General features: G+C 73.9%; 11 protein-coding genes. 3 read left to right on the top strand and 8 right to left on the bottom strand.

Features of this window, described 5'->3' with window-relative positions:
* Window positions 1-29: 29 nt before the first annotated feature.
* On the top strand, window positions 30-3,083 hold the full coding sequence (locus GD970_RS01830) for a bifunctional [glutamine synthetase] adenylyltransferase/[glutamine synthetase]-adenylyl-L-tyrosine phosphorylase (RefSeq protein ID WP_152200049.1): 3,054 nt from the start codon (window positions 30-32) through the stop codon (window positions 3,081-3,083).
* A 111-nt stretch (window positions 3,084-3,194) separates the two neighbouring features.
* Here GD970_RS01830 and GD970_RS01835 read toward each other — a convergent pair whose 3' ends face one another.
* The 4 genes from GD970_RS01835 to glnA form a co-directional block, all read right to left on the bottom strand.
* Window positions 3,195-3,968: an amino acid ABC transporter ATP-binding protein gene (locus tag GD970_RS01835; RefSeq protein WP_282958494.1), complete on the bottom strand. Its 774-nt coding sequence runs from the start codon at window positions 3,966-3,968 to the stop codon at window positions 3,195-3,197.
* Window positions 3,965-4,927, bottom strand: a complete 963-nt coding sequence (locus tag GD970_RS01840) for an amino acid ABC transporter permease (RefSeq protein WP_152200052.1) — start codon at window positions 4,925-4,927, stop codon at window positions 3,965-3,967. Before GD970_RS01840 ends, GD970_RS01835 begins: the two co-directional genes overlap by 4 nt.
* Entirely contained in the window at window positions 4,927-5,847 is a 921-nt protein-coding gene (locus tag GD970_RS01845) for an ABC transporter substrate-binding protein (protein ID WP_152200054.1), read from the bottom strand. The genes GD970_RS01840 and GD970_RS01845 overlap by 1 nt, the downstream gene beginning before the upstream one ends.
* A gap of 276 nt (window positions 5,848-6,123) precedes the next feature.
* Window positions 6,124-7,545: a type I glutamate--ammonia ligase gene (gene glnA / locus GD970_RS01850; protein ID WP_152200057.1), complete on the bottom strand. Its 1,422-nt coding sequence runs from the start codon at window positions 7,543-7,545 to the stop codon at window positions 6,124-6,126.
* Window positions 7,546-7,813: 268 nt separating this feature from the next.
* On the opposite strand from glnA, the gene GD970_RS01855 reads away from it, so the two are divergent.
* Window positions 7,814-8,176, top strand: coding sequence for an RDD family protein (locus GD970_RS01855; protein ID WP_152200059.1), 363 nt, complete (start codon window positions 7,814-7,816; stop codon window positions 8,174-8,176).
* 89 nt (window positions 8,177-8,265) lie between these two features.
* Here GD970_RS01855 and GD970_RS01860 read toward each other — a convergent pair whose 3' ends face one another.
* The 4 genes from GD970_RS01860 to lipB form a co-directional block, all read right to left on the bottom strand.
* Window positions 8,266-8,991: a DUF4191 domain-containing protein gene (locus tag GD970_RS01860; RefSeq protein ID WP_152200061.1), complete on the bottom strand. Its 726-nt coding sequence runs from the start codon at window positions 8,989-8,991 to the stop codon at window positions 8,266-8,268.
* 32 nt (window positions 8,992-9,023) lie between these two features.
* Window positions 9,024-10,244 (bottom strand): MFS transporter, encoded by a 1,221-nt coding sequence (locus tag GD970_RS01865; protein WP_152200063.1) that lies wholly within the window; start codon window positions 10,242-10,244, stop codon window positions 9,024-9,026.
* Between the two features lies 1 nt (window position 10,245).
* Window positions 10,246-11,271 carry a lipoyl synthase gene (lipA, locus tag GD970_RS01870; RefSeq protein WP_152200066.1) on the bottom strand — a complete coding sequence of 342 codons (1,026 nt, stop codon included), beginning with the start codon at window positions 11,269-11,271 and terminating at the stop codon, window positions 10,246-10,248.
* A gap of 121 nt (window positions 11,272-11,392) precedes the next feature.
* Complete coding sequence (lipB, locus tag GD970_RS01875; protein ID WP_152200068.1) at window positions 11,393-12,064, bottom strand: lipoyl(octanoyl) transferase LipB; 672 nt, start codon at window positions 12,062-12,064, stop codon at window positions 11,393-11,395.
* A gap of 92 nt (window positions 12,065-12,156) precedes the next feature.
* Between lipB and GD970_RS01880 the strand changes: the two genes are divergently transcribed.
* On the top strand, window positions 12,157-12,859 hold a 703-nt coding region (locus GD970_RS01880; protein ID WP_152200070.1), incomplete at its 3' end, for a protein kinase domain-containing protein.

A 12,859-nucleotide genomic window follows, 5' to 3' on the forward strand; every position in this document is an offset into this window, starting at 1 on the left:
GCGCCGCGGCGCGACCGGGGGGAGGCGTGATGGCACGGCAGGTCACCCGCACCAGCGTGCTGCGCCGGCTGGGCTTCACCGACGCCCCGCGCGCCGACCTCCTGCTCGCCGACCCCGCCCTGGCGCCCCTGGTCGACGCCGCGCAGGCGGCGGAGGCGCCGCTGCCCGAGGCGCTGAGCGAGACCGCGGACCCCGACCAGGCGCTCCTCGCGCTGCTGCGCCTGATCGAGCAGGCCGGCGACCACGGCCTGGGCGACCGGGTCCGGGCGGTGCTGACCGAGGACGGAGCGCACCGCCGTCGCCTCCTGGCCGTGCTCGGCGCCTCCTCGGCGCTGGGCGACATGCTCGTGGCCCACCCCGACGACGGCGCCCTGCTGCGCGACCGGGCCGACGCGCCCGGGCCGCTGGACTCCGACGCCGCCGCCGAGCGCGCCCGCGCGCTGTGGGCGGTGGGCGCCGACCCGGACGCCCCGGTGCCGGTGGCCACCGTGACCGGGGAGGAGGGGGTCGCCGCCCTGCGGCGGACCTACCGCCGCCGGCTCCTGCAGGTCGCCGCGGCCGACCTGGTCAGCGCCGACCCGGTGGCCGACTTCCCCCGGGTGGCCGCCGCCATCGCCGACCTGGTCGGCGCCGCGCTGGACGCGGCGCTCGCCCTGGCGCGGGCCGCGATGCCGGACGGCGCCCGGGACGTGCGCCTCGCCGTCCTCGGCATGGGCAAGACCGGCGGGCGCGAGCTCAACTACATCTCCGACGTCGACGTGGTCTACGTGTGCGAGCCCGCGCCCGGCTCGGACCTGTCCGAGGCGGCGGCCCTCGCCGTCGGCACGCGCCTGGCCACGCAGCTGGCCCGCGCCTGCTCGGCTCCCGGGCCCGAGCCGGCGCTGTGGCCCGTGGACGCCAATCTGCGCCCGGAGGGCAAGGACGGCCCGCTGGTGCGCACGCTCGCCTCGCACGTGGCCTACTACGAGCGGTGGGCCAAGGGGTGGGAGTTCCAGGCGCTCATCAAGGCCCGGCCCGTCGCGGGCGACCGCGAGCTGGGCGAGGCGTACCGGGCCGCGCTGGGGCCGATGGTGTGGTCCGCCGTCGAGCGCGAGCACTTCGTCGAGGAGGCCCAGGCCATGCGCCGGCGGGTGGAGGACCACGTGCCCGCCGCCGACGCCGACCGCCAGCTCAAGCTCGGCAAGGGCGGCCTGCGCGACGTCGAGTTCACCGTCCAGCTGCTCCAGCTGGTCCACGGGCGCACCGACCCGACGATCCGCTCGGGGACTACGCTCGAGGCGCTGGACCAGCTCGCCCGCGGCGGCTACGTGTCGCGCGACCACGCCGCCCAGCTGTCCCACCACTACCGCTTCCTGCGCGTGCTCGAGCACCGCATCCAGCTGCACCGGCTGCGCCGCTCCCACGTGGTGCCCCGGGACGAGGCGGACCTGCGCCGACTGGGCCGGGCCATGCACGCCGACGGGGTCGACTCCGCCGAGTCCCTCGAGACCCGCTGGCGCCAGGTGCGCCGCGAGGTGCGGCACCTGCACGAGGAGATCTTCTACCGCCCGCTGCTGCCGCTGACCGCCCAGCTCTCCGCCGAGGACGTCGCGCTCGCCCCCGAGGCCGCCCGCGCCCGGCTGCGGGCCATCGGCTACCTCGACCCCGACGGCGCCCTGCGCCACCTCGACGCCCTCACCGACGGGCTGTCCCGGCGCGCGGCGATCCAGCGCCAGCTGCTGCCGGTCATGCTGGGCTGGTTCGCCCAGGGCCCCGAGCCGGACTCCGGCCTGCTGTCCTTCCGCAAGCTGTCCGAGACCATGGGCACCACCCACTGGTACCTCAAGCTGCTGCGCGACTCCGGCGCCGCCGCCGAGCGGCTGGCGCAGGTCCTGTCCACCAGCCGGTACGCCGCCGACGCGCTGGCCCGCCTGCCCGAGGCGGTGGCCTGGCTCGACGACGACGCCGAGCTGGTCCCGCGCGAGGAGGCCGCCCTGGCCGCCGAGCTCGCGGCGCTGCAGGCCCGGCGCACCGAGCCGGTGCCCGCCGTCATGGCCGCGCGCTACCTGCGCCGGCGCGAGCTGCTGCGCGCCGCCCTGGCCGAGATCCTCGGGGACGTCCCCTTCGCGCGCACCGCGGGCATGATCACCACCGCCGCCGACGTGGCCCTGCAGGGCGCGCTCAAGGTGGCCGTGGCGCAGACGACGGCGGAGGCCGGGCTCGACGCCCCGCCGTCGCGCTACCTCGTGGTCGCCATGGGTCGGCTGGGCGGGGCGGAGATGAGCTACGCCTCTGACGCCGACGTCCTGTTCGTCCACGACCCGGTGCCGGGCGCGGACCCCGAGGTGGCCGCGCGCACGGCGGTGGCGGTGGCCTCCACGGTGCGCTCCCTGCTCGCCGAGACGGGCCCGGAGCCACCGTTGCCGGTGGACGCCGACCTGCGCCCGGAGGGCCGCAACGGCCCGATGATCCGCTCGCTGTCCTCCTACGCGGAGTACTACGAGCGGTGGGTCGAGCCGTGGGAGCGCCAGGCGCTGCTGCGCGCCCGGCCGGTGGCCGGTGACGAGGAGCTCGCCGCCCGGTTCGTGGCGCTGATCGACCGGATGCGCTACCCCGAGGCCGGGCTGGGGGAGGCCGGGCTGCGCGAGCTGCGCCGGGTCAAGGCGCGGGTGGAGTCCGAGCGGCTGCCCCGCGGGGTGCCGCCCACCCGCCATCTCAAGCTCGGCCGGGGCGGGCTGAGCGACGTGGAGTGGACCGTTCAGCTGCTCCAGCTGTGCCACGGCGGCGCGGTGCCCGAGGTGCGCACGCCCTCCACGTTGCCGGCGCTGCGCGCGCTGCACGCCGCCGGGCTGGTCGGGGGCGAGCAGGCCGAGCGGCTGGCGGCGGCGTGGGAGCTGGCCTCGCGCATCCGCAACGCCATCGTCCTGGCCAGCGGCCGCACCACCGGCGGCCGGCTGGACGTGCTGCCGCACGAGTCGCGCGACCTCGAGGTCGTCGCGCGGATCCTGGGCTACGAGCCCGGGGGCCGGCTGGACCTGGAGGAGGACTACCTGCGCGCCGCCCGACGGGCCCGCAAGGTCGTCGAGCGGCTCTTCTACGGCTGATCGGGCCGAGCCGGAGCCCTTTTACGGCTGAGCCGGAGCCCTTCTCCGGCCGCTCCGACACGGATGGACGCCCCGGCCGCTGGCCAGGACGCCCATCTCGGTCGCGGCCCGTCAGAGAACCTTGGAGAGGAACTCCCGGGTGCGCTGCTGGGTCGGGGCGTCCAGCACGTCGGCGGGCCGGCCCTGCTCGACCACGACGCCGTCGTCCATGAACACGACCTGGTCGCCCACCTCGCGGGCGAAGCCGATCTCGTGGGTGACGACCATCATCGTCATGCCGTCGGCGGCGAGGTCCTGCATGACGCCGAGCACCTCGCCGACCAGCTCGGGGTCCAGCGCCGACGTCGGCTCGTCGAAGAGCATGAGGTCGGGGTCCATGGCCAGGGCCCGGGCGATCGCCACCCGCTGCTGCTGGCCGCCGGAGAGCTGGGCGGGGTAGTGCCCGGCCCGGTCGGCCAGGCCCACCCGGTCGAGCAGCTCCAGCGCACGCGTGCGGGCGGCCGCCTTGGACCGTCCCTTGACCTGCACCGGGGCCTCCATGACGTTCTCGAGCGCCGTCATGTGCGGGAAGAGGTTGAAGCGCTGGAACACCATCCCGATGCGGGCGCGCTGCTGGGCGATCTTGCGCGGGTGGAGCCGGTGGAGCTCGCTGGCCCCGTCGCGGGTCTCCTCCCGGTAACCCATGAGCTCGCCGTCGACCCGGATGCGCCCGGCGTCGATCTCCTCGAGCTGGTTGACGCAGCGCAGCAGGGTGGACTTGCCCGACCCGGACGGGCCGAGCACCACGCACACCGACCCCGCGGGCACCGTCAGGTCGACCCCGCGCAGCACGTGCAGCTCGCCGAAGAGCTTGTGCACGCCGTCGATCTGAATCATGTCGGTCATGGGGTGTACTCCAGGAACGGGTCGTCCTTCGTGGTGCCGGCGGCGAGGATCGCCTGCTGCTTCTTGCCCAGGCCCTTCCCGCCCCGCGGGCCGGAGCCGGCGCCGGCGAACCCCCGCCCGTAGTACCGCTCGAGGTAGTGCTGGCCGACCATGAGCACCGAGGTGATGAGCAGGTACCAGATCGCGGCGACCATGAGCAGCGGGATGGGCAGGAACAGCCGGTTGCCCACGGAGTTGGTCACGAAGGTCAGGTCGAGGGTGAAGGGCACGGCCAGCACCAGCGAGGTGGTCTTGAGCATGGAGATCGTCTCATTGCCCGTCGGCGGGACGATGACGCGCATGGCCTGCGGGATGACGATGCGGCGCAGGATGGTCGACTCCTTCATGCCCAGCGCCCGCGCCGCCTCGCCCTGCCCGGCGTCCACGCTGGCCAGGCCGGAGCGGAAGATCTCCGCGAGGTACGCGGCCTCGTTGAGGGCCAGGCCGATGATGGCGGCCCACGCGGCGTTGAAGACGTCGTTGGTGGAGAAGACGACGAACTCCGGCCCGAACGGCACGCCCAGGCTCAGCCGCGGGTAGAGCACGGCGAGCAGCCCCCAGAAGGTCAGCTGGGTGTAGATCGGGGTGCCGCGGAAGAACCAGATGTAGAACCACGCCACCGCCCGCATGACCGGGTTGTCCGAGCGGCGCATGATCGCCAGGGCCAGGGCCAGCACGACGGCGATCGCCATGGAGGCCGCCGTGAGCAGCAGCGTCCACCCGACGCCCTTGATCACCGTGACGTCGCGCGCGTAGAGCCAGACCAGGTCCCAGCGGAAGTTGGGGTTGGTGACCAGGGCGTTGACGGCCATCGCCGCGAGCACGGCGACGACGACGGCCGAGATGACGCGCCCGGGCCGGCGCACCGGGCGGGCGCGGATCAGCTCGGGCACGTCCGTGCGGTCGGGGGAGTGGGACATCAGACCGTCGGGTTGAGCTCGGCGGTGTCCAGCGCGCCGGAGACGCCCCAGGTGTCGAGGAGGTCCTGCCAGACCCCCTCGTCCATGAGGTGCTGCATCGCGGCCTGGAGGGCGGCGGTGAGCTCGGGGTCGTCCTTGGCCACGACGATGCCCTGCGGGGCGGTGTCGGTGACCTCGCCGAGCTGCTCGACCTTGCCCTGGGTCTGCACCTCGGCGTACTGGCCGACCTGGGAGTCGGCGTACATGACGTCGATCTTGCCGCCGACGAGGTTGGTCGTGACGTCCGCCTGGGAGTTGTATCGCAGCACCTCGATCGGGTCGGCGCCCTTGGCCTCGCAGTCCGCGGAGAGCTGGTCGACCACCTCGTCCTGGACGGTGCCGGTCTGCACGCCCATGGTGGTGCCGCACAGGTCGGCCGCGTCGAGGCCCTTGGGGTTGCCCGCCTGGACGGAGTAGGTCGAGCCGGCGGAGATGTAGGAGATCATGTCGACCTCGGCCACGCGCTCGGGGTTGATCGAGAAGGACGAGATGCCGGCGTCGTACTGGGTGCCGATGCCGGGGATGATCGAGGCGAACTCGGCGTGCGCGATCTCGACCTTCGCCCCCAGGACCTGCCCCAGGGCGTTGGCCAGGTCGACGTCGTAGCCGGTCGGGGTCTGGCCGTCGGCGCCGCCGAAGAACTCCGCCGGGGCGTACTGGAGGTTGGCGCCGACGGTGAGGGTGCCGTCGAAGTCGGCGGGCAGCTTGGCCGCGATGTCGTCGACCTTGGCGATCTTCGAGGTGTCGTAGCTGGGCGCGGCCGCGGCGGTCGCGTCGCCCGTGCTCGCGCCGCCGGCCCCCTCCGAGACGGCGTTCGTGCACGCCGTGAGGCTGAGGGCGCCCGCGAGGGCGAAGGTGGCAAGGACGGGCAAGCGACGCATGACAGACTCTCCGGGGACGGATCACGTAAACGAACTCCGCCATCGTATATCCACATCCATGCATGACTATGCACCGAGGGTGTGGGCTCGGGCACAGCGGCACGGGAGCGCGGTGCCGCAACGGCGGGCCGGGAACGAGCGCGCCGGGGGACCGCACGAAACCGCCCAGCGCAGCAACGATCGGGCAAGCACACGGCACCCCCGCCGCCACGTGGGCGACGGGGGTGCCGTCTCTGCTGGGTCAGGCGTCAGGGCCGCGGCCCTGCGCCGTGCCGGTCACAGGTCGTAGTACATCTCGAACTCGTGGGGGTGCGGACGCAGGCGCAGCGGGTCGATCTCGTTGGTGCGCTTGTAGTCGATCCAGGTCTCGATGAGGTCCGGGGTGAACACGTCGCCCTCGGTGAGGTAGTCGTGGTCGGCCTCGAGCGCGTCGAGCACGCCCTGCAGCGAGTCGGGCACCTGGGCGATCTTGGCGTGCTCCTCGGGGGGCAGCTCGTAGAGGTCCTTGTCGATCGGCTCGGGCGGCTCGATCCGGTTGCGCACGCCGTCGAGGCCGGCCATGAGCATCGCCGAGAAGGCGAGGTAGGGGTTCGACGAGGGGTCGGGCACCCGGAACTCGATGCGCTTGGCCTTGGGGGAGGTGCCGGTGACCGGGATGCGGATGCACGCCGAGCGGTTGCGGGCGGAGTAGACCAGGTTGACCGGGGCCTCGAAGCCGGGCACGAGACGGTGGTAGGAGTTCACCGTCGGGTTGGTGAAGGCGAGCAGCGACGGCGCGTGGTGGAGCAGGCCGCCGATGTACCACCGGGCCATGTCGGACAGGCCGCCGTAGCCGCGCTCGTCGAAGAACAGCGGCTTGCCGTCCTTCCACAGCGACTGGTGGGAGTGCATGCCCGACCCGTTGTCCCCGAAGAGCGGCTTGGGCATGAAGGTGGCGGACTTGCCGGCCTCCCAGGCGACGTTCTTGATGATGTACTTGAACTTCATCACGTCGTCGGCGGCCGCACGCAGCGTGTCGAACCGGTAGTTGATCTCCATCTGCCCGGCGGTGCCGACCTCGTGGTGCGCCCGCTCGACGTCGAGCCCGACCTCCTGCAGGCAGGTGACCATCTCGTCGCGCAGGTCGGCCATCTGGTCGTTGGGGGAGACGGGGAAGTAGCCGCCCTTGTAGCGGGTCTTGTACCCGAGGTTCGGTCCCTCCTCGCGGCCGGTGTTCCAGGCCGCCTCGTTGGAGTCGAGGTAGTAGAAGCTCGAGTGCTGGTTGGTCTCGAAGCGCACCGCGTCGAAGATGTAGAACTCCGCCTCGGCGCCGAAGTAGACGGTGTCGGCGATGCCGGTGCTCCTGAGGTACGCCTCGGCCTTGGCGGCGATGTTGCGCGGGTCGCGCGAGTACGCCTCGTCGGTGAACGGGTCGACGATGGAGAAGTTGACGACGAGCGTCTTCTGCTTGCGGAACGGGTCGACGAAGGCGGTGGTGACGTCCGGAACGAGCTTCATGTCGGACTCGTGGATCGCCTGGAAGCCGCGGATGGAGGACCCGTCGAACATCAGACCGTCCGTGAAGGCGTCCTCGTTGAACGCCTCCACCGGGATGTTGAAGTGCTGCATGACGCCCGGCAGGTCGCAGAAGCGGACGTCGACGAACTTGACGCCCTGCTCCTTGGTGAAGGCGATGGCCTCCTCGGCGCTGGAAAACATCCGTTGCTCCTTGGCTTGTGGACTTTCGTGACCCGGATGGGAACCGCCTTCGAACCTAGTGGCGGCCGGTTTCTGCTGTGTCACCCAAATGTGTCAGGGATGTTACGCGGCGTCCCGGCGGGCGGACGGCGGCAACCGGCTCGTGAGCACGCGGCGACACGGTGGTGCGCACGCGGCGATGCCGGGCGATCGGGCGGCCGGGTGCCGCACGGGTCCGGGGGCGGACGTCCGCGCCGGGCCGGTGCCCACCGCTGGGTAGGCTCGCCTGGTGTCCGACGCAAGAACCGCTTTTCCCACCGTGGCCGGCCTGGGGCGCCGGATCATCGCCCTCTTCGTGGACTGGGCGATCGCCACCGCGATCAGCGCCGGCTTCCTCGGCCACGACCCCTGGGCCACCCTTGGCGTCTTCGCGCTGATGACCTGGGTGATGCTCAGCACGCTGGGCGCAACCATCGGGCACGTCGCCGCCGGGCTGGCCGTGCGGCGCCTCGACGGCGCCCTGCCCGGCCCGCTGCGCGCGCTGATCCGCACGGTCCTGCTCTGCCTGGTCATCCCCGCCGTCGTGTGGGGCGCCGACGGGCGCGGCCTGCACGACATGGCCGCCGGCACGGTCGTCACCCGGGTGCGCTGACCCCGCCGGCCCTCCCCGCCGCCCAGGAGAACGAACGACGCCCGGCACTGCGCGCGCAGTGCCGGGCGTCGTTCGTTGTGGTGCTGGGGTCAGCGCCCGCGCATGCCCTTGCGATCGGGCCGGGCCTTCATGGGGTCCACGCCCTTGGGGATCGGCATCCGGGCGGCGCCCAGCGCCTGGAGCCGCTTGGCGACGGCGGCCACCTCGGCCGGGGTGAGCGTGCCCTTGAGCCGCTGGACGTGGCGGACGAGCTTGGCGAGGGGCACCTGGCCCTCGTCGTTGCCGTACTCGACGAGGTGGACCGGCACGTTCGGGGCCACACGGCTGACCTTGCGTCGCTCGTCCTCGAGCAGCCGCTTGACGCGGTGGCTCGGGCCCTCGGAGACCAGGACGATGCCGGGGCGGCCGACCATGCGGAAGACGAGGTCCTGGGTGCGCGGGTTCATCGCGACCGGCTGCTCCTCGATGTTCCAGCCGCGGCGGATCTGCCCGAGCGCCGCGCCGGCCGCGCCGGGCTGGCCGTCGATCTGGGAGTAGCCGGCCTTCCGGGTCTGCTGGGCCAGCAGGATCATCATCGCCATCGAGGCGAGGAGCAGGCCGAAGAAGCCCATGTACCACGGGTGCCCCCAGAGAAACCCGACCACCAGCGCCACACCCATGACCAGCACGAAGACCCCGACGAGGAGCCACGTGATGTTGGGGTTGACCTGACGGGTCATCCGGTACGCGTCGGCGATGTTGTGGTACCACCGCCGCTTCTTCTCCTTGGGCGCGGCGGAGGAACCCTCGACGTCGCGCGTGCTCTTACGGGCCATGATGCCCAAGGATACCGGCCGCCGGGCGTGTCTCAGGCGTCCGCCGCGGGGATGTGCCGGACCGGGGTGCGCAGCGCCAGGGCGAGCAGGGCCAGGGCTGCGGACGCCGCGGCCGCCACCGCGAACGCGGCGTCGGGGCCGACGGCGTCGGCCAGCCGTCCGCCGACCGCGGCGGCGAGGGCGACGCCGACGACGTTGGCCGAGCTCAGCGCGGTCATGGCCACCGCCGTGCCGCCCTCGGGGGCCAGCCGCCCGGCGGCCGTGAACAACGTGACCATCGCCGGGCCGACGAACAACCCGACCGCCAGCACGAGGACGGCGAGCGGTCCCAGGCCGGTCGGTGCCGTCATCGCCGTCGACAGGGCGGCCATGCCGAGCCCGCAGACCACCAGCCGTGCCCGCAGCGTGACGCTCTCGGGCAGCGCGACCACGGCGAGGGCCATGACCGCCGACCCGGTGCCCATGAGGGCGTAGATCAAGCCGGCCCGGCCCGGCTCGCCGGCGTCCACGGCGAAGGCGGTGACCGCCGTCTGGCTGGCGCCGAAGAACAGGCCCACGCACGCCATGCCGGCGACGGCGGGGCCCACCTTTCGCAGCACCCGGGCGAGGCCGGGCGCGGCGGCCGCGGTCAGCGGCCGGACCCGCGGGTCGGCGACCGCGGCGGAGGGGTGCAGGGCGAAGGCGGTCACGAAGATGGCGACGAGCGCCGCGGCCAGGAGCAGCGGCGCCTCCGGGCTGCCGGCGGAGGCGGCGAGCCCCACCAGCGCCGGGCCGAGGACGAAGCCGAGCTCGTCGGCCATGGACTCGTAGCTCAGCGCCGCGCCGGCCACCCGCGGCTCGCCCGCCGCGCCCAGCCAGCGCACCCGGGCGAGGGACCCGATGGGCACGTTGCTCAGACCGACGACCGCGCACAGCGCGCACAGGGCCGCCACGGGCGCACCGGCCCGGGCCGCCAGGACCAGGACGACCAGGGCGACGGCGTTGACCGGGGCCAGGAGGAGCAGCGGCAGGCGCTGGCCGCGCCGGTCGGTCCACCGCCCGATCAGCGGGCCGGCGACCGCGGTGGACACCGCCAGCGCGGCGGAGGCGAGCCCGGCCTCGCCGACCGAGCCGGTGGCGCTGGTGACCAGGGTGAGCACGCCGAGGACGACCATCGCCACGGGCAGGCGGGCGAGGAAGCCGACGAGAAGGAACGGCGAGCCGAGCAGGCGGGGAAGGTCCCGGTAGCGGCCCAGGGCGTGCAGCGCCGACACGTCAGGCCAGGGACACCGCTCCCGGCCGCGGCGCGACGAGCGACGCGGCCTCCTGCCGGGAGGGGCGCGGCTCGGTCAGGTGCTCCAGCTCGGCGGGGATGGGCAGGCCCTTGTGGGTCATCGCCTTCGCCCACAGCCGCCCGGCGCGGTAGCTCGAGCGGACCATCGGGCCGGCCATGACCCCGAGGAAGCCGATCTCCTCGCCGATCTCGGCGAGCTCGACGAACTCCTCGGGCTTGACCCAGCGGTCCACCGGGTGGTGGCGCACCGACGGGCGCAGGTACTGGTTGATCGTCAGCAGGTCGCAGCCGGCGTCGCGGAGCATCTGCATGGCGTCGACGACCTCGTCGAAGGTCTCGCCCATGCCGAGCATGAGGTTGGACTTGGTGACGAACCCGTCCTCGGCGGCGGCGGTGAGCACGCTGAGGGAGCGCTCGTAGCGGAAGCCCGGGCGGATGCGGCGGAAGATCCGCGGCACCGTCTCGACGTTGTGGGCGAGGACCTCCGGGCGGGAGGAGAAGACCTCGGCGAGCTGGTCCGGCTTGGCGTCGAAGTCGGGGATGAGCAGCTCGACGCCGGTGCCCGGGTTGAGGTCGTGGATCTGCCGGACGGTCTCGGCGTAGAGCCAGGCTCCGCCGTCCTCGAGGTCGTCGCGGGCGACGCCGGTGATGGTGGAGTACTTCAGGCCCATCTTCTGCACCGACAGGGCCACCTTGCGCGGCTCCATCCGGTCCAGGGCGGAGGGCTTGCCGGTGTCGATCTGGCAGAAGTCGCACCGGCGGGTGCACTGGGACCCGCCGATGAGGAAGGTGGCCTCGCGGTCCTCCCAGCACTCGAAGATGTTGGGGCAGCCGGCCTCCTCGCACACGGTGTGCAGGCCGTTGCCGTGCACGAGCTGCTTGAGCTCGCTGTACTCCGGCCCCATGACGGCCTTCGTCTTGATCCAGCTGGGCTTGCGCTCGATCGGGGTCTCGGCGTTGCGCGCCTCGATCCGCAGCATGCGGCGGCCCTCTGGTGCGATGGTCACGGTCGGCTACCTCGTCCTTCGTTCGACTGCCCGGGGGCGGTTCCGGTCGATCCTACGTCCCTGCTCGGGGGCCCACACCGGCGGTTCGGGTGGCGAGCCCGCGCGGGGGCGCGGCTGGTGGTCAGGGGCGGACGGCGGGGGCGGGCTCGTCCGCGCGGGTGCGGGTGGCCAGGGCCCGGGCCAGCTGGTCCTCCGTGGCGTCGACGATGTCGAGCGGGGTGATGGTCCGGCCGGTCTCGGCCGACAGGGAGGTGACGTCGGCGTCGTCGATGCCGCACGGGACGATGCGGTCGTAGGCGCTGAGGTCCGGGCAGGCGTTGATGGCGATGCCGTGCATCGTCACGCCCTTGGCGACCCGCACGCCGACGGCGCACAGCTTGCGGTCCCGGCCCCGGGCGTCGGCGGTGACCCACACCCCGGAGCGGCCGGCGACGCGGGTGGTGGCGACGCCGTTGCCGGCGGCGAGGTCGATGACGGCCTGCTCGAGGGCGCGCACGTAGGCGACGACGTCGACCGGCTCGCGCAGCCGGACGATGGGGTAGGCGATGAGCTGGCCCGGGCCGTGCCAGGTGATGCGCCCGCCGCGGTCGACGTCGACGACCGGCGTGCCGTCGGTGGGGCGGTCCCAGGACGCCGTGCGCTTGCCGGCCGTGTAGACCCCGGCGTGCTCGAGCAGCAGGACGGTGTCCTCGCGCTCGCCCGCGACGACCTCGGCGTGGACGCGCCGCTGCAGGTCCCAGGCCCAGTGGTAGTCGACGTGCTCGGTCCCCAGTCCCACCCGCTCGAATCGCACCCGTCGATGCTAATCCCGCACCGGTGCCGCGTTGTCCACAGGTCCGGCCGCCGTCGCGGCGGCGGGGGCGCCGCCGGTGCTTCGCTGGGGCCATGCGCACCCTCCGCCGTCGTCCCGCCGGCCCCTCGCGGGCGCCAACGGTCCCCGGCTACGCGCTGCTGGCCCCGCTCGCCTTCGGCGCGACCGGCGCGGTGTGGTCGGCCCGCGACGAGGCGGGCCGGCCGGTCGCGGTGTCGGTGGTGCCGCTGCCGCCGGGGCCGCGCGGCGCGGCGCAGCTGCGCCGGCTCGGGCGGTTGCGGACCGCCCGGCACCCTCACCTGGCGGACGTGCGCGACGTCGTCGGGCTCGACGGCGACCGGTGCGCCGTGGTCACCGAGGTCGTCACCGGCCCCACCCTGGCCACCGTCCGGGCCGCGCGCGGCCCGCTGCCCGCCGCCGAGGCGGCCGGGCTGCTCACGGCGCTCGGGGCGGCGCTGGGCCACCTGCACGAGCGGGGCCTGATCCACGGGGATGTCTCCCCGACGAACGTCGTGCTGGCCCCCGGCGGGGTGCCCGTGCTCGTGGACCTGGCCGGGGAGGGCGTGGTGGAGCGCGGCACCGCGGGCTTCGTCCCGCCCGAGCGGGTCGGCGGCGCGCCGCCGGGTGCGCCGGGGGACGTGTGGGCCCTGGCCCGCCTGGTGCTGTGGGCGTCGGGGGAGGACCCGGCGGTCGCCGCGGCGGTGGCCCCGGCGCTGGCCGCGGAGCCGGCGCGGCGCCCCGACGCCCGCGACCTCGCCGCCCGGGCGCCGGCGCTGG

It is taken from the genome of Georgenia thermotolerans, from assembly GCF_009193185.1.
Taxonomy (GTDB): domain Bacteria; phylum Actinomycetota; class Actinomycetes; order Actinomycetales; family Actinomycetaceae; genus Georgenia; species Georgenia thermotolerans.

Bases quoted from the DNA above. Each gene is read 5' to 3' on its own strand.
- GD970_RS01830 (WP_152200049.1), top strand. From the start codon at position 30: ATGGCACGGCAGGTCACCCGCACCAGCGTGCTGCGCCGGCTGGGCTTC.
- GD970_RS01835 (WP_282958494.1), bottom strand. From the start codon at position 3,968: ATGACCGACATGATTCAGATCGACGGCGTGCACAAGCTCTTCGGCGAG.
- GD970_RS01840 (WP_152200052.1), bottom strand. From the start codon at position 4,927: ATGTCCCACTCCCCCGACCGCACGGACGTGCCCGAGCTGATCCGCGCC.
- GD970_RS01845 (WP_152200054.1), bottom strand. From the start codon at position 5,847: ATGCGTCGCTTGCCCGTCCTTGCCACCTTCGCCCTCGCGGGCGCCCTC.
- glnA (WP_152200057.1), bottom strand. From the start codon at position 7,545: ATGTTTTCCAGCGCCGAGGAGGCCATCGCCTTCACCAAGGAGCAGGGC.
- GD970_RS01860 (WP_152200061.1), bottom strand. From the start codon at position 8,991: ATGGCCCGTAAGAGCACGCGCGACGTCGAGGGTTCCTCCGCCGCGCCC.